We start from the raw sequence: 23,541 nt of genomic DNA on the forward strand, positions 1-23,541 counted from the left end.
GATGACGACAGGTCGTATCCTCCTCGACAACCTGGCGCTCGACGCCACCCTGTCCGGCGGCAGCTGGGGCGGCACGCTCGACAACGTCCTGGATCCCCGGATTGTCAGCAAACCGGCACGGTGCGCCGATCCGTCCGACCTCGAGGCGAGCCAGTTCCTGATCACCTTCGACCGCAAGGTGTATCTGACCGATCTCCTGATCGGCGGTCACACAGCACTGCTCGACAGTCGCTACAGAGTCACCTGCTACGAGGGGGAGACCACGCTGCAGCAGATCGGATGGCACGACATCTTCGGGCGCATCTACCCGACGTCGTCGCTGCCCTTCGAACAAAGCAATTGGTACACGGGAAAGCCGCGCCTCAAGGACATCCAGGGCTATGCCCGCCATAAACCGATCCGGTTTCCGCTCTCCTGCTCGCCGGACAGTATTCTGGTCGAGCTGGACGTCCGCGATGTCGCCGAAGCTGGCAAGGACTTCGACATCGGATACCTAGCAGCGACCGCCGCGTTGACACCTGGCTGGACCTACGATTGGGGCCGAGAGCTGGCCATCGGCCGGCGCACTCAGGAAGAAGTCACCACCGGCGGCCGGGTGATCAAGTCACGCCGTACCAACGCCCGCGTGCACACGGTCAGCTTCTCGTCTCTGACCAAGGTCGAGGCCATGGCGATCTACGACCGCGCCCTGCTCGATGACGAGCACCCGATCGTCTTTGACCCGGATCGAACCGACTTGGTGCACGAGTTTCGGGAGGTTTTCCCCGCCGTCATGACCGTGGTGAGCCCGCCGCGCCAGGTCGACGAAACCGGCGACTGGTCGGTCACGCTCCGCTTTGAAGAAATGCAGGGATAGGAGATCAGCATGGCTATCGACTTTGCGACAGCGATCAGCCGGCTCCTGGCCGGATATTGGAACTCTGGGTCCAAGACCGACGCCAACCCCGGTGGTTTCGGCAACGACGGACACACCGAGAACCTGCCGGCCCTGGCCGAGGCGCTCGGCGTCGTCGGAAGCGAGGTCGCGACGAAGGCGACGGCTGCCAGCGGCGATGCTTCTGACGCATCGGACGCCGCCGACGCGGCCGGCCTCTCGGCAATAGCCGCTGCCGGCGCTGCGAGTGCAGCGGGTACGGCCCGCGACAAAGCTGAGCAGTGGGCGGACGCCGACGAAGACACTGAGGTCGAAGCGGGACGCTACTCGGCCAAGCACCACGCGGCCAAGGCCGAGCAGTCGGCGACCGATGCGGCGGCGGCCGTGAACGGCGTGAGAGTGTCCGCCAATGACGACACACCGAAGCACCTGGAGGAGGCGCTCCTACCTGGCGCCGGCATCGACATGGCCACTCAAAACGAAGGCGGCAACGAGACGCGCACCATCTCGGTCAATCTCGGTCTGATCGCCGGCATCGCCTACGCACTTAGCTGAGAGAGGAGATAACATCATGGCACTGACCAACACGCCCGCCTGGCCGCAGGTCCCGAAGATCGAGACGGCGGCAATCACCTCGGCCAACACCGCGACGGATGGCACTGGCGCGATTACGACCGTTGCCACGGCTGGAGCGAACGGCCGGCGCATTTCCGGCCTCTACGCCGGGGCGCGGGCCACGGTGACGGCGACGGCGGTTCGGTTCTTTCTGTCGACCGACGAGGGATCAACGTGGACCTATCTTCCGCGCCTCGATGCCCTCATCCCGGCGTACACTGTCGCCAACACAACGGCTAATGCCGGGCGGGTTACCGTTATCGATCCGGAGGATCAGTACACGTTCCTGGATCTGCCGGCAGACGCGGTGCTCGGCGCTACCATCGCCGTCGCGCTCGGCGGCGGCGTCGTGATCGTGGCCGAGGGGCACGACTTCTGATGGCGCACCCGATGCAGCCAGCCGGGGGAAGGCCGTCCGGGACGCCGCCAGGTTACTCAAAGGCGGTGCGTGGTGCTGCGCTGGCAACGATTGCTGCGCTGCTCCTTGTTGGCGGCGGCGGCGGAGGAGGAGGAGGGTCTGTTGATGTAGGCGCCATCGGCGCTGGAGGCGGCGGTGGTGAGTTTCTTGAAATCACTACGCCATTCACCATTCAAAAAGGCGTCGATTACCCAATCAGGCCGGGTCTGGGCGGACGGGGCGGTGCCACGACTTCCGCTGCCGGCAATGTGGCGCAACGCGGCGAGAGCGGAGAGGCAACGTTCGCCTTTCGTTGGGCCGTTAACGGCGGCGGTGGTGGTGGCGCTCCGTATACGCCGGGTGCGTCGGGAACAGGAAACGGCAGCGGCTTTGACGGCGGTTCGGGTGGCGGCTGTATCACCGGATCATCGTCATCGGTCAAATTCAACTCTGCAAGCTACGGCTTTGGTTCAACTGGCCCAGGCGGGGCTGGCGCAGGCGGTACAAACGGGGGCGGAACCGCTGCCGGGCCGGGGCGAAGCTCATCCATCACAGGATCACCTGTAACCTACGCCGCTGGCGGACAGGCTGGCGTGACGAATGGGGGCACGTCATATCCCGGCGCCACCAATAACTCAGGTAATGGCGGTTTGGGTGGCGGCTCAACAGGCTACGACGACGGCCAAACCGGTGGTTCCGGTGTTGTCATCGTTCGCTTCCTGGCATCGGAAGGAACGCTTGTCGCTACTGGAAGTTTTTCGGTGGCAAATGACGGCTTGTACAAGATCGTCACGTTCACCGGCGCTGGCTCCTTTAAACTGATCTGAGGCTGACATGACCGACTGGCAAAGAGTGGAGCTGTCCGGGCCTACAAGCGTTGGGGAAGTTGGCGCATTGCCCGACTTCCTTGTCGGTCTAGCTCTCGACACGTTGACGGACCTTAGCTTGTTCGCGAGTACCTATCCGGACCTAGACGGTGTCGGTTACTGGCCAGTGGTAGATCTCCCGCCTCCAACACCGGGCCTTGGCCAAACCCTCGGACAGACGCCGGAAATGTCGATCGACGCTGAGCTGAAGCATGTCGGCCGCTCCTATCACTTGGAGTTTCTGCCGTTGGCCGAGCGGAAGGCAGTGCTGAAAGAGGCGATCACCGAGGAGTTCCGTCGTCGGCGAAATGGCGGCACGACCGCGTCGATCGGTGGATTCGACGTCGAAGTCTCAACGACACACGAGGCAGCGGTCGAACTTGATCGGGCAATCGCCAAGATCACCCGCACCAATTCGGCTGGCACCATCCCCGTCGTCACTCGCGGCAAGGCTCGGGTGACCCTGACGGCGGCGATCGCAACAGACATGCTTCGGGCGATCGAGGACCACGTTGCCGCCTGCCAAGAGAATGAGAACAGTCTCTATGGAGAGGTGGACGACGCCGAAACCCAGGCTGATCTGACCGCCATCGACATCATGGCAGGCTGGCCGTAACGGCCGCCGGAAGGCGTTTAAACGGTCCATCGACTGCATTTGAACGCCGTTTAAATACTGCCCCCGCTTCCGGGCGGGGGACGGGCTGCGCTAACAGCCCGAGCCGCGGGATGGACCCCCGCACCGGATACACCGGCCGCCATGGACAACCAGGTCGCCGGTCCCGCCCTCCCCGCGCGGGGGAACGGCGAGCGTAGGAAGGTACAGCGATGGAGTCGACTCCGAGATTGTTCCAAGACGAAGTGGACGTGCTTCAGGGCCTCGCGCCCTGGCTTGGCGGCAAGCGGGCGCTCGCCGGCCGCATCGTGAAAGAGATCCTGAGGATTCCGCACCGATGCTATGCCGAGCCCTTCATAGGCATGGGCGGCGTCTTCATGCGGCGGCCGAGACGGGCGGCGGCCGAGGTGATCAACGACGCGAGCGACGACGTCGTGAACCTGTTCCGCATCGCGCAGCGACACCCTGCAGCTCTGGCCGAGGAGCTGTCAGGCAAGCTGATGGGCAGGGCCGAGTTTGAGCGCCTGGCCCGACAGGATCCGGAGAGCCTCACGGACATCGAGCGGGCTGCCCGGTTCCTTTACCTCCAGTATGCGGGATTCGGAGGCAAGGCCACGTCCAGGACCTTCGGTGTCGACCCCGGTTCCCCTGCGCGCTTCCAGCCAAGCCGGGTCATGCGGCTGCTGAGGAGGGTCCACCAGCGCCTCGAAGGCGTGGTGATCGAGCGTCTCGACGCGGGAGCCTTCCTAGCCCGCTACGACCGGCCCTACACCCTGTTCTACTTGGACCCGCCCTACATCGGGTGCGAGGACGACTATGGAGCGGAGCTGTTCTCGGCCGTCGACCATCGCCGCATAGCCGACCACCTGGAAGGCCTGGCCGGGGCGTTCGTTCTCAGCATCAACGATTGCGACCAGGCGCGAGAGCTATTCGGCCGCCGGCGCTTGCTCGAGGTCGAGCTGTCCTACACGATCAACCCCGCAGCTGCCGACGTCCGGAGGCGAGAGCTGATCGTGACGAACCGATGAAGTGCGAGCTACCGGCCGTGGAGAATGCATGTGCTACAAAACCTGCTGTCCCGGACTCCAAAACCTGCGGTCCGGCTACACTGTGAGCGGTCTTCCTCCCGTGGTACGCCCTTCCCTCGCCTCCCCGGCGGTGCTGATCGCCACCGGGCTCGGCACCGGCTACCTGCCCAAGGCGCCGGGCACCTGGGGCTCGCTGCTGGCGGCGGTGCTGGCCTGGCCGCTGGCCCAGGCCGGCGGGTCTCTGGCCTTGCTGGGGGGCGCGGTCCTGGCGACCCTGGCGGGGACCTGGGCGACGCGGGTCTATATGGAGCGCACCGGGACCCAGGACCCGGGGGCCGTGGTGATCGACGAGGTCGCCGGCCAGTGGCTCGCCCTGGCGCTCTGCCCACCGCACCCGCTGTGGTGGGCGATCGCCTTCGTCGCCTTCCGGGTGGCCGACATCACCAAGCCGTTCCCGGCGAACTGGATCGACCGCAACATGCACACGCCGTTCGGCGTGATCCTGGACGACCTGGTGGCCGGCGCCTATGCCGCCCTGGTGGTCTGGATCGCCGCCGCCTGGCTGTGGACCGCCCCCTGATCTTTGCCTCGGAGGCTCTCATGCTCCCCGCCCCGCTTCTCGATCTCGCGACCCAGGTGCTCGACCGGGCCAAGGCGCGCGGCGTGATGATCGCCACCGCCGAATCCTGCACCGGCGGCCTGATCGCCGGGTGTCTCACCGAGATCGCCGGCTCCTCCGCCGTGGTCGAGCGCGGGTTCGTGACCTATTCCAACGAGGCCAAGACCGAGATGCTGGGCGTGCCGGCCGAGACGATCGCCGCCATGGGCGCGGTCTCCGAGGAGGTGGCGCGCGCGATGGCCGAGGGCGCTCTGGCGCACTCGCGGGCGGGGCTGACGGTGGCGGTCACCGGCGTGGCGGGACCGGGCGGCGGCACGGCGGAGAAGCCGGTCGGGCTGGTGCATTTCGGCTGCGCGATGGCGGGCGGCGAGACGGTTCACCGGCGCGAGATCTTCCCCGGCGACCGGTCCGCGGTGCGCGAAGCGACGGTCCGCACGGCGCTGGAGATGCTGCTGGCGCGGCTTTAGCGACGTTGGGTCCCGGCCGACCTCCGGGTCAAGCCCGGAGTTCGCCGGGATGACGTTTACATTTGTGAAGGTGTGAAGCCCGAGTTACGTCGTCATCCCGGACGCGCCCGGACCTGATCCGGGGGCGGGCCGAGACCCAGCATACCGGAAGCCTGTCAAAGGGCCACCCGTGCCCTTCATCCTGAGCAGCGCCGAGCCTTACTCGGGGCGTGTCGAAGGGCCGTACAGCGCCTTCGCCCGGTCCTCGAAGGCCTGCACCATGCGGCGGACGGCCTCGTTGAAGAACAGGCCCATCACCCGCTGCAGCACCAGGTTCTTGAACTCGAAATCGACGTAGAAATCGATCAGGCAGCCGCCGTCGCCCTGCTCGATGAAGGCCCAGTGGTTGTTCAGGTAGCGGAACGGCCCGTCCGTATAGGTCACGTCGAGCCGGTGCTCCTCGGGATGCAGCTCGACCCGGGAGGTGAAGCGCTCGCGGATCAGCTTGTAGCCGATCATCAGGTCGGCGAAGAACACGTTGCCCTCGCGCTTCTTGATCCGCGCGCCGACGCACCACGGCAGGAAGTCCGGGTAGGTCTCCACGTCGGCGACAAGGGCGTACATCTGGTCCGGGGAATACGGAACGATGCGCTTTTCGGCGTGTGTCGGCATTCCGGCAGCGATCGGGTCGGTTATTCGGCGGCGGGCGCGGCGGCGGCCGGCTCGATGGGGCTCGTCTCGGACAGGGCGATGGCGTCGGCCTCGCGCACCGGCTTGCCGGCCAGCCGCGCATCGCGGGCGGCGCGCAGCCGGGCGAAATCGTCGCCGGCGAAATAGGACGAGCGGGTCAGCGGCGAGGACGAGACCATGAGGAAGCCCTTGTTGAAGGCCCGGCTCTTGTAGGTGTCGAACTCCGCCGGTTCCACGAACCGGTCGACCGCGTGGTGCTTCGGCGTTGGCTGCAGGTACTGGCCGATGGTCATGAAATCCACCTCGGCCGAGCGCAGGTCGTCCATCACCTGATGGACCTCCTCAGGCCCCTCGCCCAGGCCGACCATGATGCCCGACTTGGTGAAGATCGACGGGTCCATCTCCTTCACCTGGTGCAGCAGGTGGAGCGACCCGAAATACCTCGCCCCCGGCCGCACGGTGCCGTAGAGCCGCGGCACGGTCTCCAGGTTGTGGTTGAACACGTCCGGCTTGGCCGCGACGACGATGGCCAGCGCGTCCTTCTTGCGCCGGAAATCGGGGGTCAGCACCTCCACGGTGGTGCCGGGCGAGTGCTTGCGGATCTGCAGGATGGTCTCGGCGAAATGCCCCGCCCCGCCGTCGGGCAGGTCGTCGCGGTCCACCGAGGTGATGACCACGTGGTTCAGGCCGAGCTTGGCGACCGACTTCGCCACGTTCTCCGGCTCATGCGGATCGAGCTGATCCGGCCGGCCGGTGGCGATGTTGCAGAAGGCACAGGCCCGGGTGCAGACCGAGCCCAGGATCATCATCGTCGCATGCCGCTTGGACCAGCATTCGCCGATATTCGGACAGGCCGCTTCCTCGCACACGGTGTGGAGGTTGTGGTCGCGCATGATCTTGCGCGTCTCCTGGTAGGTCGCCGAGGTCGGCGCCTTCACCCGGATCCAGGCCGGCTTGCGCTTCTGCACCGGGTTGTCCGGCTTATGCGCCTTCTCGGGATGGCGGACCCGCGCCTTGTCGGCAGATGTGGTCGCCTCTGTCATTGCTCGGTCCTTTGCAGGCTCGATCCGTGCGGAATTGCGAACCTCAGAAGTGGATGGCCCGGCCGTACGCGTCAAGGACGGACTCGTGCATCATCTCGCTGAGGGTCGGATGCGGGAAGACGGTGTGCATGAGCTCCGCCTCCGTGGTCTCCAGGGTCATGGCCACGGTATAGCCCTGGATCAGCTCGGTCACCTCGGCGCCGATCATATGGGCGCCCAGAAGTTCGCCGGTCTTGGCGTCGAAGATGGTCTTCACCATGCCCTCGGGCTCGCCGAGCGCGATCGCCTTGCCGTTGCCGATGAACGGGAACTTGCCGACCTTCAGCTCGCGGCCCGTCTCCTTGGCTTCCGCCTCGGTCAGGCCGACGCTGGCAATCTGCGGACGGCAATAGGTGCAGCCCGGTACCCGGTCGATGTCGAGCGGATGCAGGCCCTTCACGCCGGCGATCTTCTCGACGCAGATCACGCCCTCGTGGCTGGCCTTGTGGGCGAGCCAGGGCGGGCCGGTGAGGTCGCCGATGGCGTAGACGCCCGGCTCGCCGGTCTCCATCCACTCGTTGGTCACCACGTGGGTCTTCTCGACATTCACCTTGGTGCCGTCGAGGCCGATATCCTCCACGTTGCCGACGATGCCGACGGCGAGGATGACCCGGTCGACCTCCAGGGTCTCCTTCTTGCCCTTCACCTCGATCTCGGCCTTAGCCCCCTTGTCGGAGCCCTCCAGCTTGTGGACCTTGGCGCCGGTGTGGATCTTCATGCCCTGCTTGGTGAACTGCTTCAGGGCGAAGGCGGAGATCTCCGCATCCTCTGCCGGCAGGATCCGGTCGACCACTTCCACGACGGTCACTTCGGCGCCCATGTCGTGGTGGAAGCTGGCGAACTCCATGCCGATGGCGCCGGAGCCGATGACCAGCAGCTTCTTCGGCATGGTCTCGGGCACCATCGCTTCCTTGTAGGTCACGATGGTCTTGCCGTTCGGCTCCATGCCAGGCAGCGTGCGGGCGCGGGCACCGGTGGCCAGGATGATGTTCTTGGCGGTGTAGGTGCCGGCCGACTTGCCGTCCTTGGTCACCTCCAGTTTGCGCAGCTTGCCGTCGGTGCCGGCGAGCTTGCCCTGGCCGTCGATGACGGTGACCTTGTTCTTCTTCAGCAGGTGGCCGACGCCGCCGGAAAGCTGCTTCGCGACATCGCGCGACCGCTTAACCACCTTCTTAAGATCGTACGATATGTCCTTGGCGGAAAAGCCGTAAGCGTCGAGGTTGTGCAGGATGTGCCCGACCTCGGAGGAGCGCAGCAGCGCCTTGGTCGGGATACAACCCCAGTTCAGGCAGATGCCGCCAAGATGCTCGCGCTCGACCACCGCCGCCTTCATCCCGAGCTGGGCGGCGCGGATCGCGGCGACGTAGCCGCCGGGCCCGCCGCCGACCACGATGACGTCGAATTGGGTATCGGCCATAACGCGCCTCCCCTTACAGCAACATGGTGAGCGGATCTTCGATCAGCTTCTTGAAGGCCGCCAGGAACTCGGCCCCGACAGCACCGTCCACCACCCGGTGGTCGACCGACAGGGTGCAGCTCATCACAGTGGCGACGGCCAGCGCGCCGTCCTTGACCACCGGACGCTGCTCGCCGGCACCGACCGCCAGGATCGCGCCCTGGGGCGGGTTGATGACGGCGGCGAAGTCCTTGATGCCGAACATGCCCAGGTTGGAGATCGAGAAGGTGCCGCCCTGGTAGTCTTCCGGCGATAGCTTGCCTTCGCGCGCCCGGCCGGCGAGGTCCTTCATCGCCGCCGAGATCTCGACCAGCCCCTTGGAGCCGGCATCGCGGATCACCGGGGTGATCAGACCGCCCTCGATCGCCACGGCGACGGAGATGTCGACCTGGTCGTAGATCCGGATCGCCTTCTCGGTCCAGGTGGCGTTGGCCGCCGGCACCTGCTTCAGCGCGATGGCCGAGGCGCGGATCACCAGATCGTTGACCGACAGCTTGTACTTGTCGGACTTGGCGTTCAGGTCCTTGCGGACCTTCAGCAGCTCGTCGATCTCGCAGTCGACGGTCAGGTAGAAATGCGGGGCGAACTGCTTGGATTCCGTCAGGCGCTTGGCGATGACCTTGCGCATGTTGGTGTTCGGAATCTCCTTGTAGCTCGGCAGGCCCGGCACGTCGGGCGACGGCGCCTGGGCGGCCGGAGCCGCAGCAGCCGGCGCCGCGGCGGGAGCCGCACCCTGGGACGCGGCCGCCTTCTTCGGCGCGCCGCCTTCCATCACCTTCTCTATATCCGCCTTCACGATGCGGCCGTTCGGCCCGGAGCCGGAGACGTCGTTCAGGTCGAGACCGGCCTGCTCGGCCATGCGCTTGGCCAGCGGGCTGGCGAACACGCGCCCGCCGCTGCCGGCGCTCTTGGCCGGGGCCGGCGCCGACTTCTCCTGCTGGGCCGGCTTGGCCTCCTGCTTGGGGGCTTCCTGCTTCGGCTCCTCCTTGGGAGCCTCTTCCTTCTTCGGCGCCGGCGCGGCCGCCGCCTCGCCGCCATCGGCGGGAATGTCGTCGGCGCTCTCGCCCTCTTCGAGCAGATAGGCGATGACCGCGTTCACGGCGACACCCTCGGTGCCGTCGGCGACGACAATCTTGCCGATCTTACCCTCGTCGACGGCTTCCACTTCCATGGTCGCCTTGTCGGTCTCGATCTCGGCGATCACGTCGCCCGGAGAGACGGTATCGCCCTCCTTGACCATCCACTTGGCGAGGTTGCCCTCGGTCATGGTCGGCGACAGGGCCGGCATCAGAATGGGAGTAGGCATCGCTCGGTCCCCCTCAGGCGCGGTAGCAGGCGACTTTGGCCGCGGCGACGATATTCTCCGCCTGCGGCACGGCCAGCTTCTCGAGATTGGCGGCATACGGCATCGGCACATCGGCGCCGGCGACCCGGCCGACCGGTGCGTCCAGATGGTCGAACGCGACCTCCATGATCTGGGTCGCGATCTCCGATCCGATGCCGGAGAAGGCCCAGCCTTCCTCGACGGTGACCAGACGGTTGGTCTTCTTCACCGAGGTGACGATGGTCTGGATGTCGAGCGGGCGGATGGTGCGCAGGTCGATGACCTCGGCCTCGATCCCCTCCTCCGCCAGCTTCTCGGCGGCCTCGAGAGCCTTGCCGACCATGATCGAGAAGGCGGTGATGGTCACGTCCTTGCCGGAGCGCACGACCTTGGCCTTGCCGATCGGCAGCACGAAGTCCGGATCCGTCGGCACGTCGAAGGACTGGCCGTAGAGGACCTCGTTCTCCAGGAAGATGACCGGGTTCGGATCGCGGATCGCCGCCTTCAGCAGGCCCTTGGCGTCGGCCGCGGACCAGGGCGAGACGACCTTGAGGCCCGGGCAGTGGGCGTACCAGCTCGCATAGCACTGGGAGTGCTGGGCGGCGACGCGGGAGGCGGCCCCGTTCGGGCCGCGGAACACGATCGGACAACCCATCTGGCCGCCGGACATGTACAGCGTCTTGGCCGCGGAGTTGATGATCTGGTCGATCGCCTGCATGGCGAAGTTGAAGGTCATGAACTCGACGATCGGCTTCAGGTTGCCGAAGGCCGCACCGACCGCGAGACCGGCGAAGCCGTGCTCGGTGATCGGCGTGTCGATGACCCGGTCGGCGCCGAACTCGTCCAGCAGCCCCTGGGTGACCTTGTAGGCGCCCTGGTACTCGGCGACCTCCTCGCCCATGAGGAAGACTTCGCCGTCGTTGCGCATCTCCTCGGCCATCGCATCGCGCAGGGCCTCGCGCACGGTCTGGCGCGTGGTCTCCTTGAAGAACTTGGCCTCGTCGACGTCGTCGGGGATCTGGGTGGCGGTCGCCAGGGGCGAGCCGAGATCGCCGGACGGGGCGGAGACCGGGGCCGGGCGCTTGGGACCGTCGGCGATTTCCGCCGGCGCCTCGTCCTTGCCGCCGTCGTCATCGTCGGATTTGGCCTCGGCCTTCGGGGCCGGCGCGTCGCCGCCATCCGCCGGGATGTCGTCGGCGCTCTCGCCCTCTTCCAGCAGGTAGGCGATGACCGCGTTCACCTGAACTCCCTCGCTGCCCTCGGAAACGACGATCTTGCCGACCTTACCCTCGTCGACGGCTTCCACTTCCATGGTCGCCTTGTCGGTCTCGATCTCGGCGATCACGTCGCCGGCGGAGACCGTGTCCCCTTCCTTCACCATCCATTTCGCGAGGTTGCCCTCGGTCATGGTCGGCGACAGGGCCGGCATCAGAATGGGAGTAGGCATTCGGTGTCCCCCCTCTCGGGTGCAGCGGCCGGATCGCCCTCCGGGGCAGGACCGCGCGTTCTGTTTCGCTCGCGACGGTGGCGGGCGCGCTCAGCGCGCCTCGACCAGCACGTCGGTCCACAATTCCTCGACATCCGGCTCCGGACTCTGCTGCGAGAAGTCGGCGGCGTCGGTGATCAGATCCTTCACCTCGCGGTCGACCTTCTTCAGCGTGTCCTCGTCCACGCCCTGCTCCAGCACCAGGCGGCGCAGGGTGTCGATCGGATCGTGCTCCTGGCGCATCTTGTTGACCTCCTCCTTGGTCCGGTACTTGGCCGGATCGGACATAGAGTGGCCGCGATAGCGGTAGGTCTTCATTTCCAGGATGTACGGGCCCTTGCCCTCGCGGCAGTGCTTGACCGCCTTCTCGCCGGCGGCCTTGACCGCCAGAACGTCCATCCCGTCGACCTCTTCGCCGGGGATGCCGTAGGCGTGACCGCGCTGCGCCAGGGACGGACCGGCCGCCGCGCGCTGCTGCGAGGTGCCCATGGCGTACTTGTTGTTCTCGATGATGAAGATCACCGGAAGCTTCCACAGCGCCGCCATGTTGAAGCTCTCGTAGACCTGGCCCTGGTTCACCGCCCCGTCGCCGAGATAGGTGAGCGAGACCCGGTCGGTCTTGCGGTAGCGGTGGTTGAAGCCGAGGCCGGTGCCGATCGGCACCTGGGCGCCGACGATGCCGTGGCCGCCGAAGAAGTTCTTCTCGCGGCTGAACATGTGCATCGAGCCGCCCTTGCCCTTGGAGTAGCCGCCGATGCGTCCGGTCAGCTCCGCCATCACGCCGCGGGCTTCCATCCCGCAGGCGAGCATGTGGCCGTGATCGCGGTAGGAGGTGACGACCGTGTCGCCGTCCTCGATCGCCGCCTGCATGCCGACGACGACCGCTTCCTGGCCGATATAGAGGTGGCAGAAGCCGCCGATCAGGCCCATGCCGTAGAGCTGACCCGCCTTCTCCTCGAAGCGTCGGATCACCAGCATGTCGCGATAGTAGCCGACGAGCTCGTCCTTGGACGGCATCTCCGGTTTCGCGGACGCGGATTTGGTGGATCGGGACGTGCGTTTGGTGGCGGCGGGCTTCTTCGCGGCACCCGAGGAATTCGAGGCCGATTTCGTCGTGGCTGCACGGGCCATGGGTCTCCCCCTGTACGTGTCCGGGGCGCGTTCAGTCCGCACCAACTCGGTACCCACACAACTAAGGGAAACACGTCACATTTTCAAGATGCCTAACATCTTGTGTTGCAACGCAAAAACGTCACTTAACTTGATTTTGGTTAAGCCGTCGAAATCACTCAGCGAACCGCCACGTTCAGCACCAGTCCGTCCTTCGGAACGAGGCCGTTGCCGATGACCACGGAATTCGACGGGATATATCCGAGCACCAGACGGGCCCGCTCCTCGAGCATGTCGGTGTCCAGGTTGGCGGGGTTCAGACGGGCGACCTTGTTCTCTAGGGCCTCGCGCTCGGCCGAAACCTCCGCGAGCACGTCGCTCGCCTCGGCGATCTCGATGTCGAGCCGCTGCCACGCGCGCAGACCGCGATCGCCCTCGACCGCGTGATAGGCGAAATACGCCATCAGCAGCGACGCCATCAGCGGGCCGAGTACCTTGGGAACGCGTCGCTTCAGTTCAGCGGACAGGGACACCGAACCCTCCAATCTGCGAATACGACGCATTGAATCATGAAGCCGATTAACGGTCACCGTGAACAGAACGCGAATCGAAACCCGCCAAAGGGCGAATCCGGCACGGTGTTGCAGAAATGACTCAGGCTTTGCGGGCGTGTTTGAGCGCGCGGCTCCGCCAGGCGTTCAGCACGTCGGCGATGATGATGGCATCGCCGGAGCCGTCCTCGAAGACCAGCCCCACGGGCAGGATCTGGCTCTTGCCGGTCAGGAAGCGGTTCATCGCCCGGCCCATGCCGGTGCCCCGGTCCGCATCGAACACCACATAGGCCAGCTTCGCGCCCCGGGCATTGCCGCGGCCGGAGACGGTGAATTCCGACACCTCGTCCCAGCGGTAGCGGCGCACGGTCCAGAGCTTGGCGACGGTCAGGCCCTCGCGGTCCAGATGCACCTGCAGGCGGTTCCAGGCGTTGGTCGCCAGCAGGAACAGGGAGCCGGCGACCATGCCGATGCCGACCATCGCCGCCCCGGTCTCCAGGCGCGGCTCCTCGCCGGACATCAGCCCGAACCCCGAGGCGACCACCACGGCGCAGGCGAACGGGAACACCCCGCGGCGCCATCCCGGCAGCTTCAGCGTGGCGCTGTCGCCGAGCCGGGACGGATGGGTACGCGGTTTCTCGGCCACGGGATGGCCTTTCCGGTCGGGCCTTTAGCCGGCCAGCGGGGCGAGCGACTGGCGGCCGGCGTAGCGGGCTGCCGGGCCGAGCGCCTGCTCGATCCGCAGGAGCTGGTTGTACTTGGCGATCCGGTCGGAGCGGGACAGGGAACCGGTCTTGATCTGGCCGGCATTGGTCGCCACCGCGATGTCGGCGATGGTGGTGTCCTCGGTCTCGCCGGAGCGGTGCGAGATCACCGTGCCGAAGCGGGCGGCCTGGGCGGTGTGGATGGTCTCCAGGGTCTCCGACAGGGTGCCGATCTGGTTGACCTTCACCAGGATCGCGTTGCCGCTGTCCTCGGCGATGCCGCGCTTCAGGCGCTTCGGATTGGTGACGTAGAGGTCGTCGCCGACGATCTGCACCTTCTTGCCGATCTCGGCGGTCAGCGCCTTGAAGCCGTCCCAGTCGTCCTCGGACAGGGCGTCCTCGATCGACACGATCGGGTAGCGCGAGCACAGGTCGGCGTAGAGCTTGATCATGCCCTCGGTGTCGAGGGTCTTGCCCTCGCCCGCCAGCACGTACTTGCCGTCCTTGAAGAACTCGGTGGAGGCCGGGTCGAGGGCGATCATCACGTCCTCGCCGGGCTTGTAGCCGGCCGCCTCGATCGACTTCATGATGGCGCCCAGCGCTTCGTCGGCGGTCGACAGGTTCGGCGCGAAGCCGCCCTCGTCACCCACATTGGTGTTGTGGCCGTCGGCGACCAGCCGCTTCTTCAGCGCCTGGAACACCTCGGCGCCGCAGCGCAGCGCCTCGGCGAAGGTCGGCGCCGAAACCGGCATGATCATGAATTCCTGGAAGTCGATCGGGTTGTCCGCATGCGCGCCGCCGTTGACGATGTTCATCATCGGCGTCGGCAGCACATGGGCGTAGGCGCCGCCCAGGTAGCGCCACAGCGGCTGCTCCATCTCGGCGGCCGAGGCCTTGGCGACGGCCATGGACACGCCCAGCAGCGCATTGGCGCCCAGCCGGCTCTTGTTCTCGGTGCCGTCCAGGTCGATCAGCGCCCGGTCGATGAGAAGCTGCTCGCAGGCCTCGCGGCCGGACAGGGTGTCGAAGATCTCGCCGTTCACCGCATCGACGGCGGCGAGCACGCCCTTGCCGCCATACCGCTTGGGATCGCCGTCGCGCTTCTCCACCGCCTCGTAGGCGCCGGTGGAGGCACCGGACGGAACCGCGGCGCGGCCGATGGCGCCGGTCTCCAGAGCCACATCGACCTCGACGGTCGGATTGCCTCGGCTGTCCAGGACTTCGCGGGCGGTGATGTCGATAATGGCGCTCATGTCTGTCCTCTACACAGAAGGGGTGGGCAGGATGGGTGGCGGCGCGTGCGGTCGGCGTCGGTGCGTTCGGCGCGCTCTCAATAGCCTTGCTCCCGGCAGCATTCAACACGCCAAGTTCAACAGGTCGTGACCGGCCGGCGGGTTTCCAGGTGCGCGGCGGATTTGTATTTCCGCCGCAGAAGGACTAAATTCTCCGGTGTCTCCCGGCTGGCATGTCGGGAAGCGACGATTTAGGAGTGCGACATGGCCATCGCCGGCGTCGATACCCAGGGCAGCTCGCAGCTTAGCGCCCTTCGCAACACTCAGCAGCCGAGCCGCGCTGAGGAAAACCGAGCCCAGGAGTCCCAGGACGCCCGGTTCGGAACGTCCGACACCTCGCAGGTCGAGGCCCGTGAGGAGCGGTTCGGCGATGCCGCCTCCCCGCTTCCGGGACAGGGCAGCAGCGTTCCGAGCACGTCGCTGGCGAGCGAGTCCCTGAGCGCGCTGATCCAGGCGACCCAAGAACAGGACACCGGCCCGGCCCAGACCGGTACCGGCCAGACCGACAGCGCCCAGGCCGCCAGCGAGGACGAGGAGCGGCAGGAAGAGGCCGCAGCGCCGAACAGCACGAACTCGCTGCTTCCGGGCGCCAGCGACCGCAGCGGCACCGGTGCGACGGGCGGCGTTTCCGTCTTCGTCTGACCGCGTTTCCGACCCAGGATCCCCGGCGGCCTTCGGGCCGCCGTTTTTGTTTCCCCCAGCGGGCCTTCGGCCCGCCGTTCTTGTTTCCCCTGGCGGCCTTCGGGCCGCCGTTTTTCATTTCAGTCCGTCGCGATAGACTGGGGGCAGCGCTCCCTCCGCAACGGATGACCGATGACGGATAACCCCACCACGCCCACCTACGCCGCCCTTTCGGTTCCGCCGGAAACCGGCAACGGCTATCCGGACGCCTATGCCAGATCTTCGGCGGCCCGGATCAAGCGCAAGCTCGGCAATCACGGCGGCATCGGCAATTTCGGCGTCAACCACGTCACCCTGCCCGCCGGGTGCCAGTCGGCGCTGCGCCACTGGCACACCCGGCAGGACGAGTTCGTCATGGTGCTGACCGGCGAGCTGGTGCTGCAGACCGATGCGGGCGAGCGCGTGCTGCGCGCGGGCGACTGTGCCGCCTTCCCCAAGGGTACCGGCGACGGCCATGCCCTGCAGAACCGCTCGGATGCGGAAGCGACCTATCTGGAGATCGGCGACCGCACCGAGGGCGACGAGGTCGACTATTCGGACATCGACATGGCGGTGCGCTGGATCGATGGCGCGGAATACTTCGTGCGCCGCAGCGACGGCTCGGTGATCCAGAAGGCGGAGTGACCGGCCGTCACTGTCAAACGCCCGCCACGCCGAAACGACCGTGATGTCTGTGGCCCAGAAGGCCAGGCCAGCTATTTTTGCTGAATCTCGAACCACCCATTCCACTTGCCGGGAGTTTGATAGCAGACATGATATTTGTTGTCGGTTGTCGACGCGACCACATGGATCTGCCCATCGGCATCCGTCGTTGCCTCGACACGGTGCGCGCCCGTTAGGGAAGCGTTCGACCCTCCACCCGAAGAATTCGTCCCGTATAGCGGCTCGGGACTTGACCACGAAGCAGGATTATCCGGCTCCAGCTGCCATGTATGCATGACCGTTGCCGTCTCGGTGTCGATGTAGAATGCCTCAATACGGTTGTCTGAATTTGACGCCACCACGAAGTCTTCAAGCAATGTGGTATGCATACTGTTCTCCTTTGCGCGTATTCTCAGCGGGGGTCGTCGTGACCTTCGCCATCGGCTCTGAACGACCGGACGAATGAGACGCCGAAGCCGTCTCCTGACTCGGAAACGAGGCCGTCCTCGCCTTCAGGAACGGCTGGGTCGTCAGCGCGGTTCCATACTGATTGGGTCGGCAAGCCCGGGGCGGCCTGGGAGGCGGCGACCGGACTCCTTGCCCGTTACCCTTCACCGACTTCCGCACTCACCGACTTCCCCCTCCCCGATTTCCTGGACGAGCTCCGACCCTGGCGCCCAGCCGGGGCGGAGGTCGATCCAGGACCCTGGTCTCGACGCCAGAGGCACGGTCCTGGATCGCCCCCTGCATCGCGCCGGGAGCGTCCAGGAAGTCGGAAAGGTTGCAGGTCAGGACGACTGACGCGGGCGGGAGCCCTCCTTGTGGCCGGGAACGCAGGGTTCAGCGCCTCCCCCCATCTCCCCCTTCCCCCCCACCGACTTCCCCCTCACCGACTTCCTGGACGACCTCCACCCCTGCGCCCAGCCGGGACGGAGGTCGATCCAGGACCCTGGCATCGACGCGGGGGACACGGTCCTGGATCGCCCCCGGCTTTGCGCCGGGAACGTCCAGGAAGTCGGAAGAGGATGCACCGGTGACCTTCAGCGGCGGCGCCTAGTTGCTCCCGCCCCAGGCCGGGATCGGCTCAGAGCTTGCGCCACACCGATACGTGTTTGCCGCTCAGACGGTCGAAGGGTGAGCGATTCCAATCGGCCCACCGAAACTCCAGCGTCATACCGGCGAGCTCTGCCATCAGATCGAGTTCGGACGGCCACGCATAGCGGAAGGGGATCGAAAGGTGCGTGTGGCGGTCGCCGTCCATCCAGACGTGGTTCGACCGGTAGCTCTGCGTCGCAACATCGAACACATCGACACCGAAATGTCGGGGATCGCTCGCGAAGGCCAGCCTGGTCTCGCCGAACGCCAACTTCTGGAGGGGCGGGACCTGCGTCTCGACGAGAAACCGCCCTCCTGGCCGCAGATGCACCGCAGCGTTCTTGAAACAGGCAACCTGCGCCTGCTGTGTCGTCAGATTGTCGATGGTGTTGAAAACAAGGAAGACGAGCGAAAAACTCCCGGCAACCCGCACCGAGGTCATGTCGCCGATCGCGACCTCCATGGGTGCCGCGGTTTCCTTCGCCCGCAGCTTTTCGACCATGGCCCGCGAAAGCTCGATCCCCTTCACGACCGCGCCTCGCTCGGCCAGGGGGATGGCTATCCGGCCCGTGCCGACGGCGAATTCGAGGATCTCCCCGCCCTCGGACAAGTCGATCAGACACTCGACGGTCTGCCGGATTAAGTCAGGGTCGGTGCCGCCATGGTCCCGATCGTAGGTTTCCGCGATCCCCTCGTCGAAAAATCCGTCCCGGCTCACGAGATCGATCTCCTCGCCGCGGTTAGGCGCGCACCTATGAGACCGCGCCCTAGCCCGACGCTGCCGACACCAAGGCCGCAGCCCGCGCCTTCGCCAGATCGGCGGCTTGGTCGCGGCCAGTGGCCTTGAGCGCGGTGGCGTAGTTCTGCCAGCTCCAGGCCGAGTTCGGCTTCGCCGCCGTGCGCTCAGCCAGCAGGGCCCGGGCCAGCATCGGATCGGCCTCCACCGCGGCGGTGACCAGCATCTCCTCGAACACGTCGCGCTGGGCGTGGCTGCCGCCCATGCAGTACAGGTCGTAGCGCACCGGATAGAGCGCCTCCACGACCGTGGCCGCATCGCCGGCGGCCAGGGCCGCCATGGCCTCCGCCGTGGCGGTCCCGACCCGGGCGGCGACCCGGCCTTGCGTTGTCGCGGCGTTGGCGTAGCTCTCCAGATGCCCAGCGAGCGTGGCCGCAGCCTGCGGCTCCCCACCCTTGATCAGCGCCATCAGATAATGCAGCGACACGAAGATCAGCTCGTGGTCCTCGGCATGGCGCAGGGAGACCCGCGCCAGGTCCTTCCAGCGATCGCCCACATCGACGCCGTACATCTCCAGCCGCCACAGCAGCGACGCACCATTGCAGACGTCGAGATACATGTCGGCGTCGAGATCGGAGGCGATCTGCCGGTCATAGAGCGCCAGCACCGCGCCGAACTCGTGGCGCTCCAGGTGGAACAGCGCCTGGTGCCAGTAGAGATGGAAGCGGAAGTTGTTGGTGGCCGACCAGGACGGCTCCAGACCCGAGACCCAGTCCACGCCCTCGCGGTGGCGACCCTGCATCTCCATGATATGGGCGACCGCATGCACGGCCCAGGCATCGGCCGGGTTCTGCTCCACCGCCATGCGGCCGAACGGCTCGGCCGCGGCGTAGTCGCCGGCCTCCTCCAGCCCGAAGGCATGCATGCCGAGCAGGAACCCGTAATCCGGGTCGTCTTTGCTCCAGTCCGGCAGCACCCGGGCGGTGCTGTCGCGCATCATCCGGCCCTCGCCGGCGTAGAAATGGTTGAAATGGGCCAGCCGCAGGGCGAGCGCGTCCTTGGGGTATTCGAGAACCGCCCGCTCCCAGCAGGCGGTGGTGCGGTCGATATCCTCGGCACACCAGGCGTCCAGGGCGGCCAGGTGCAGCGCCTCGCGCTCGGTCACGCCCTGGGTTTCCGCCCGGGTCTTGGCCTCGGCCAGCGCCTTCTTCGCGCGCTCAGCCATGGCGCCGCTGCCGAACAGCTTGAACAGATACCCCTTGGCCACGTGGGCCATCGGCATGTCCGGATCGGCGGAGAACACCTGCTTCAGCCGGTCGCCGATATCCCTGCCGAAGCCGAGATAGGAGGTCACCATGCCGTCGAAGGCCTCCACAGCCTCCGGGCGCGCGCTGGTGTAGGTCAGGCCGTAGCGGCCTTCCTGGAGTGCCATGAAGCTCCTTGTCCGCCCTCAGTCGAGCGTGATCGGGTTCGCTTTGGCTATGCTATCGAAGGCTTTGAAGGTCGCCAACAGGCCGCCGACCTGATCGAGCGGCACCATGTTCGGGCCATCGGACGGGGCGCTGTCCGGCTCCGGGTGGCATTCCATGAACACGGCGGCCACGCCGACGGCCAGGGCCGCGCGGGCGATGACCGGGACGAATTCGCGCTGGCCGCCCGACGAGCCGCCCTTGCCGCCCGGCTGCTGCACCGAATGGGTTGCGTCGATCACCACCGGATAGCCGTCGCGGGCCATTTCCGGCAGACCGCGCATGTCGGAGACCAGGGTGTTGTAGCCGAAGCTGGTGCCCCGGTCGGTCAGCAGGATGTTCTGGTTGCCGGTGGCGACCACCTTGGCTGCGATGTTGGCCACGTCCCAGGGGGCCAGGAACTGGCCCTTCTTGATGTTCACGGTCTTGCCGGTCTCGCCGGCGGCGACCACGAGGTCGGTCTGGCGGCACAGGAAGGCCGGGATCTGCAGCACGTCCACCGCCTGCGCCGCGATGGCGCATTGCGCCGGCTCATGCACGTCGGTCAGCACCGGGCAGCCGAACTTCTCGCGCACCTCGACCAGGATCGCCAGACCCTGGTCGATGCCGACGCCGCGGCCGGCATTCAGGCTGGTCCGGTTCGCCTTGTCGTAGGACGACTTGAAGATCAGCGGGACCTCGGCCGCCGCGCAGACCTTCACCAGTTCCTCGGCGATCTCCAGCGCGTGCTCCCGGCTCTCGATCTGGCACGGACCGGCGATCAGGGTGAACGGGCGGTCGTTGGCGACGGCGAGGTCGCCGATGCGGACGGTGCGGGAGGCAACCATGGGATCAGCCCTTTGCTGGATCAGACCAGACGCGACTGCTCCACCGCCGCGGCGATGAAGCTGGTGAACAGCGGATGTGGGTCGAACGGCTTGGACTTCAATTCCGGGTGGAACTGGACGCCGACGAACCACGGATGGTCCGGCCGCTCGATGATTTCCGGAAGCACACCGTCCGGCGACATGCCGGAGAAGCGCAGACCCGCCTGCTCCAGAGCCGGCTTGTAGTTGATGTTGACCTCATAGCGGTGCCGGTGGCGCTCATGGATCAGGGCGTCGCCGTAGATGTCGTGTACCCGGCTGCCGTCCTCGAGCCGGCACTCATAGGCGCCGAGACGCATGGTGCCGCCGTAGTCGCCGCCCGCATCGCGGGTCTCGGTGACATTGCCCCGGGTCCATTCGGTGAGCAGGCCGACGACCGGCTCATCGCAGGGACCGAACTCGGTGGAACCCGCACCCGCAATGCCGCCGCCGGAGCGCGCCGCTTCGATGCAGGCCATCTGCATGCCGAAGCAGATGCCGAAATAGGGAATCCGCCGCTCGCGGGCGAAGGTGACCGCCGCGATCTTGCCCTCGGAACCGCGCTCGCCGAAGCCGCCCGGCACCAGGATGCCGTGGACATCCTCCAGCCGCATGACCGCTTCGCTCTCGGTCTCGAAGATCTCGCTGTCGATCCAGTCGAGCTCGACCTTCACGTTGTTGGCGATGCCGCCATGAGTCAACGCCTCGGCCAGCGACTTGTAGCTGTCCAGCAGGCTCGTGTACTTGCCGACCACGGCGATCTTCACATGACCTTCCGGATTGGCGACCCGGTCCATGATGCCGGTCCAGCGCTCCAGATTCGGCTCGCTCTCGTCCTGCAGCAGGCCGAAATGGCGCAGCACCTCGGTGTCCAGCCCGTCCTCATGGTAGCGCAGCGGCACCTCGTAGATCGACGAGGCGTCGAGCGCCGGGATCACCGCTTCGGGACGGATGTTGCAGAACTGGCCGATCTTGCGGCGCTGGTCGCTCGGAATCTCCCGGTCGCACCGGCACAGCAGGATGTCCGGCTGGATACCGACGCTCTGCAGCTCCTTCACCGAGTGCTGGGTCGGCTTGGTCTTCAACTCGCCGGCCGAGGGGATGTAGGGCACCAGGGTCAGGTGCAGGAACAGCGAGCGCTCGTGGCCGAGCTCGTTGCCGAGCTGGCGAATCGCCTCCAGGAAGGGCAGGCCCTCGATGTCGCCGACCGTGCCGCCGATCTCGCACAGGACGAAATCCTCGTCCGTGATGTCGCCCTTGGCGAACTCCTTGATCGCGTCGGTGACGTGCGGGATGACCTGGATCGTGGCGCCGAGATAGTCGCCGCGCCGCTCGCGCGTGATCACGTCCATATAGATCTGGCCGGTGGTCACGTTGTCGCTCTTGCGGGCCGAGACGCCGGTGAAGCGCTCGTAATGGCCGAGATCGAGATCGGTCTCCGCCCCGTCGTCGGTGACGTAGACCTCGCCGTGTTGATACGGGCTCATGGTGCCCGGATCCACGTTCAGATAGGGGTCCAGCTTGCGCAGCCGGACTTTATAGCCGCGTGCCTGAAGCAGCGCGCCAAGGGCGGCAGAGGCGAGACCTTTTCCCAGGGAGGAGACCACGCCGCCGGTAATGAAGATAAACCGCGTCATGGGCGTTCCTTATACATCATCGAGTGCGATCCAAGCACGCGTTGTGACCATCCGGCGCCACGAATGCGATGCCGGTCGAGAACGGGCGGGAATTTCCCGCCGAATCAATGTGTTACTGCGAGAGAGGCGCGGCGGGAGCCGTCGGCTCGGCCGGCGTCGAGACCGCCGGAACCTGATCGACGATGGACGCCTTCTTGGTCTGGGAGGCGAGAATCGCCAATGTCAGGCTGGTCGCCATGAAGCAGGCGGCCAGAATCGCCGTGGTCCGGGTCAGCAGGTTTGCGGTGCCGCGCGCCGACATGAAGGACCCGAGGCCGCCGCCACCGCCGCCGCCACCGCCGATGCCCAGGCCGCCGCCCTCGCTGCGCTGAAGCAGCACGGTGACGATCAGCGCCAGCGCGATCATGAGATGTACGGTGAGAATGATCAGTTGCATGTCGAACCCCGGTCTTCGGTCGGCGCGGGTTGTAACGTTTCCAGCGCCGGTTGGCCAGTCTGTCGTGCGTCTATCTCAGACACGCGGTCACGGGGTCGCCTGGGCGATGCCGAGGAAGTCCTCCGCTTTGAGCGACGCGCCGCCGACCAGGGCGCCGTTCACGTTGGCCACCGACATCAGTTCCTTGGCGTTCCCCGGCTTCACCGAGCCGCCATAGAGCAGCCGGACGTTGGCCGCGTCGCCGCAGATATCGTCCAGCACCTTGCGGATATGCGCATGGACGGCGGCGACGTCCTCGGCGGTCGGCGTGCGGCCGGTGCCGATCGCCCAGACCGGCTCGTAGGCCACGACCAGCGTCTCGCCGGTCAGCCCCTCGGGCACCGAGCCGCGGACCTGACTCTCGACCACCTCAAGCGCCTTGCCGGCATCGCGCTCGGCCTCGGTCTCGCCGACGCAGACGATGGGCACCAGGCCGGCCCGGCGGGCCGCCTCGGCCTTGGCGCGGACCTCCGCATCGGTCTCGCCGTGATCGGCGCGGCGCTCGGAATGGCCGACGATGACATAGGTGCAGCCGAGATCGGCCAGCATCTCCGGGGAGACGTCGCCTGTATGGGCGCCGCTCTCCGCGGTGTGGCAGTCCTGGCCGCCCAGGGCGACGCCGCTGGAACCGAGCATGACGCTGACCGGCGACAGATAGACCGACGGCGGGCAGACCACGAGTTCCACCGCCACCTTGCCGACGTTGCGGGCCAGCGCCTCGGCCAGAACCTCGCTGGAGACGCGGTCCATGTTCATCTTCCAATTGCCGGCAATCAGCGCGCGTGGAGCCACGGCGAAACCCTCCTTG

Annotated in this window: 26 protein-coding genes; 10 read left to right on the plus strand and 16 right to left on the minus strand. The window is 66.5% G+C overall.

Annotated elements, in window-relative coordinates; translation table 11 throughout:
* The first annotated feature begins 1 nt into the window (after nucleotide 1).
* The 8 genes from T8K17_RS18555 to T8K17_RS18590 all read left to right on the plus strand — a co-directional run bounded on the left by T8K17_RS18555 (nucleotide 2) and on the right by T8K17_RS18590 (nucleotide 5,479).
* Nucleotides 2-856, plus strand: coding sequence for a hypothetical protein (locus T8K17_RS18555; RefSeq protein ID WP_322331222.1), 855 nt, complete (start codon nucleotides 2-4; stop codon nucleotides 854-856).
* 9 nt (nucleotides 857-865) lie between these two features.
* Nucleotides 866-1,429: a hypothetical protein gene (locus T8K17_RS18560; protein ID WP_322331223.1), complete on the plus strand. Its 564-nt coding sequence runs from the start codon at nucleotides 866-868 to the stop codon at nucleotides 1,427-1,429.
* Nucleotides 1,430-1,445: 16 nt separating this feature from the next.
* Complete coding sequence (locus tag T8K17_RS18565) at nucleotides 1,446-1,868, plus strand: hypothetical protein (protein WP_322331224.1); 423 nt, start codon at nucleotides 1,446-1,448, stop codon at nucleotides 1,866-1,868.
* Between the two features lie 65 nt (nucleotides 1,869-1,933).
* Nucleotides 1,934-2,713, plus strand: coding sequence for a glycine-rich domain-containing protein (locus T8K17_RS18570; protein WP_322331225.1), 780 nt, complete (start codon nucleotides 1,934-1,936; stop codon nucleotides 2,711-2,713).
* A 7-nt stretch (nucleotides 2,714-2,720) separates the two neighbouring features.
* Nucleotides 2,721-3,368, plus strand: coding sequence for a hypothetical protein (locus T8K17_RS18575; RefSeq protein WP_322331226.1), 648 nt, complete (start codon nucleotides 2,721-2,723; stop codon nucleotides 3,366-3,368).
* A 227-nt stretch (nucleotides 3,369-3,595) separates the two neighbouring features.
* On the plus strand, nucleotides 3,596-4,393 hold the full coding sequence (locus T8K17_RS18580; protein WP_322331227.1) for a DNA adenine methylase: 798 nt from the start codon (nucleotides 3,596-3,598) through the stop codon (nucleotides 4,391-4,393).
* 100 nt (nucleotides 4,394-4,493) lie between these two features.
* Nucleotides 4,494-4,973 (plus strand): phosphatidylglycerophosphatase A, encoded by a 480-nt coding sequence (locus T8K17_RS18585; RefSeq protein ID WP_322331228.1) that lies wholly within the window; start codon nucleotides 4,494-4,496, stop codon nucleotides 4,971-4,973.
* Nucleotides 4,974-4,993: 20 nt separating this feature from the next.
* Nucleotides 4,994-5,479 carry a CinA family protein gene (locus tag T8K17_RS18590; RefSeq protein WP_322331229.1) on the plus strand — a complete coding sequence of 162 codons (486 nt, stop codon included), beginning with the start codon at nucleotides 4,994-4,996 and terminating at the stop codon, nucleotides 5,477-5,479.
* A gap of 198 nt (nucleotides 5,480-5,677) precedes the next feature.
* On the opposite strand, the gene T8K17_RS18595 is transcribed toward T8K17_RS18590, so the two are convergent.
* The 9 genes from T8K17_RS18595 to eno form a co-directional block, all read right to left on the minus strand.
* Nucleotides 5,678-6,130 carry a type II toxin-antitoxin system RatA family toxin gene (locus T8K17_RS18595; protein ID WP_322331230.1) on the minus strand — a complete coding sequence of 151 codons (453 nt, stop codon included), beginning with the start codon at nucleotides 6,128-6,130 and terminating at the stop codon, nucleotides 5,678-5,680.
* A 20-nt stretch (nucleotides 6,131-6,150) separates the two neighbouring features.
* Nucleotides 6,151-7,191, minus strand: a complete 1,041-nt coding sequence (gene lipA / locus T8K17_RS18600) for a lipoyl synthase (protein WP_322331231.1) — start codon at nucleotides 7,189-7,191, stop codon at nucleotides 6,151-6,153.
* Nucleotides 7,192-7,234: 43 nt separating this feature from the next.
* A complete protein-coding gene (gene lpdA / locus T8K17_RS18605) occupies nucleotides 7,235-8,647 on the minus strand; it encodes a dihydrolipoyl dehydrogenase (RefSeq protein ID WP_322331232.1) in 1,413 nt (470 codons plus the stop codon).
* Nucleotides 8,648-8,660: 13 nt separating this feature from the next.
* Nucleotides 8,661-9,992 (minus strand): pyruvate dehydrogenase complex dihydrolipoamide acetyltransferase, encoded by a 1,332-nt coding sequence (locus tag T8K17_RS18610; RefSeq protein ID WP_322331233.1) that lies wholly within the window; start codon nucleotides 9,990-9,992, stop codon nucleotides 8,661-8,663.
* Nucleotides 9,993-10,005: 13 nt separating this feature from the next.
* A complete protein-coding gene (locus T8K17_RS18615; RefSeq protein ID WP_322331234.1) occupies nucleotides 10,006-11,457 on the minus strand; it encodes a pyruvate dehydrogenase complex E1 component subunit beta in 1,452 nt (483 codons plus the stop codon).
* Nucleotides 11,458-11,547: 90 nt separating this feature from the next.
* Nucleotides 11,548-12,513 (minus strand): pyruvate dehydrogenase (acetyl-transferring) E1 component subunit alpha, encoded by a 966-nt coding sequence (pdhA, locus tag T8K17_RS18620; RefSeq protein ID WP_322334982.1) that lies wholly within the window; start codon nucleotides 12,511-12,513, stop codon nucleotides 11,548-11,550.
* A 272-nt stretch (nucleotides 12,514-12,785) separates the two neighbouring features.
* The gene (locus T8K17_RS18625) at nucleotides 12,786-13,139 is read right to left on the minus strand and encodes an FtsB family cell division protein (RefSeq protein WP_322331235.1); all 354 of its coding nucleotides are present in this window, start codon (nucleotides 13,137-13,139) and stop codon (nucleotides 12,786-12,788) included.
* Nucleotides 13,140-13,260: 121 nt separating this feature from the next.
* Entirely contained in the window at nucleotides 13,261-13,803 is a 543-nt protein-coding gene (locus T8K17_RS18630; protein ID WP_322331236.1) for a hypothetical protein, read from the minus strand.
* A gap of 24 nt (nucleotides 13,804-13,827) precedes the next feature.
* Nucleotides 13,828-15,114, minus strand: coding sequence for a phosphopyruvate hydratase (eno, locus tag T8K17_RS18635; RefSeq protein ID WP_322331237.1), 1,287 nt, complete (start codon nucleotides 15,112-15,114; stop codon nucleotides 13,828-13,830).
* 243 nt (nucleotides 15,115-15,357) lie between these two features.
* Here eno and T8K17_RS18640 point away from each other — a divergent pair, with 243 nt between their 5' ends.
* Together T8K17_RS18640 and T8K17_RS18645 are read left to right on the plus strand one after the other, a co-directional pair.
* Complete coding sequence (locus tag T8K17_RS18640; RefSeq protein WP_322331238.1) at nucleotides 15,358-15,795, plus strand: hypothetical protein; 438 nt, start codon at nucleotides 15,358-15,360, stop codon at nucleotides 15,793-15,795.
* Nucleotides 15,796-15,966: 171 nt separating this feature from the next.
* Nucleotides 15,967-16,458 carry a cupin domain-containing protein gene (locus T8K17_RS18645; RefSeq protein WP_322331239.1) on the plus strand — a complete coding sequence of 164 codons (492 nt, stop codon included), beginning with the start codon at nucleotides 15,967-15,969 and terminating at the stop codon, nucleotides 16,456-16,458.
* 71 nt (nucleotides 16,459-16,529) lie between these two features.
* Here T8K17_RS18645 and T8K17_RS18650 read toward each other — a convergent pair whose 3' ends face one another.
* The 7 genes from T8K17_RS18650 to tpiA all read right to left on the minus strand — a co-directional run bounded on the left by T8K17_RS18650 (nucleotide 16,530) and on the right by tpiA (nucleotide 23,525).
* Complete coding sequence (locus T8K17_RS18650) at nucleotides 16,530-16,865, minus strand: hypothetical protein (protein WP_322331240.1); 336 nt, start codon at nucleotides 16,863-16,865, stop codon at nucleotides 16,530-16,532.
* Nucleotides 16,866-17,560: 695 nt separating this feature from the next.
* Nucleotides 17,561-18,289 (minus strand): class I SAM-dependent methyltransferase, encoded by a 729-nt coding sequence (locus T8K17_RS18655; protein WP_322331241.1) that lies wholly within the window; start codon nucleotides 18,287-18,289, stop codon nucleotides 17,561-17,563.
* Between the two features lie 49 nt (nucleotides 18,290-18,338).
* Entirely contained in the window at nucleotides 18,339-19,739 is a 1,401-nt protein-coding gene (locus T8K17_RS18660) for a tetratricopeptide repeat protein (protein ID WP_322331242.1), read from the minus strand.
* 18 nt (nucleotides 19,740-19,757) lie between these two features.
* Nucleotides 19,758-20,603: a 3-deoxy-8-phosphooctulonate synthase gene (kdsA, locus tag T8K17_RS18665; RefSeq protein WP_322331243.1), complete on the minus strand. Its 846-nt coding sequence runs from the start codon at nucleotides 20,601-20,603 to the stop codon at nucleotides 19,758-19,760.
* Between the two features lie 20 nt (nucleotides 20,604-20,623).
* Entirely contained in the window at nucleotides 20,624-22,258 is a 1,635-nt protein-coding gene (locus tag T8K17_RS18670; RefSeq protein WP_322331244.1) for a CTP synthase, read from the minus strand.
* Between the two features lie 112 nt (nucleotides 22,259-22,370).
* Nucleotides 22,371-22,694: a preprotein translocase subunit SecG gene (secG, locus tag T8K17_RS18675; protein ID WP_322331245.1), complete on the minus strand. Its 324-nt coding sequence runs from the start codon at nucleotides 22,692-22,694 to the stop codon at nucleotides 22,371-22,373.
* A gap of 87 nt (nucleotides 22,695-22,781) precedes the next feature.
* Nucleotides 22,782-23,525 carry a triose-phosphate isomerase gene (gene tpiA, locus T8K17_RS18680; RefSeq protein ID WP_322331246.1) on the minus strand — a complete coding sequence of 248 codons (744 nt, stop codon included), beginning with the start codon at nucleotides 23,523-23,525 and terminating at the stop codon, nucleotides 22,782-22,784.
* Nucleotides 23,526-23,541: the final 16 nt, after the last annotated feature.

The sequence above is a fragment of the Thalassobaculum sp. OXR-137 genome (assembly GCF_034377285.1).
GTDB lineage: Bacteria > Pseudomonadota > Alphaproteobacteria > Thalassobaculales > Thalassobaculaceae > Thalassobaculum.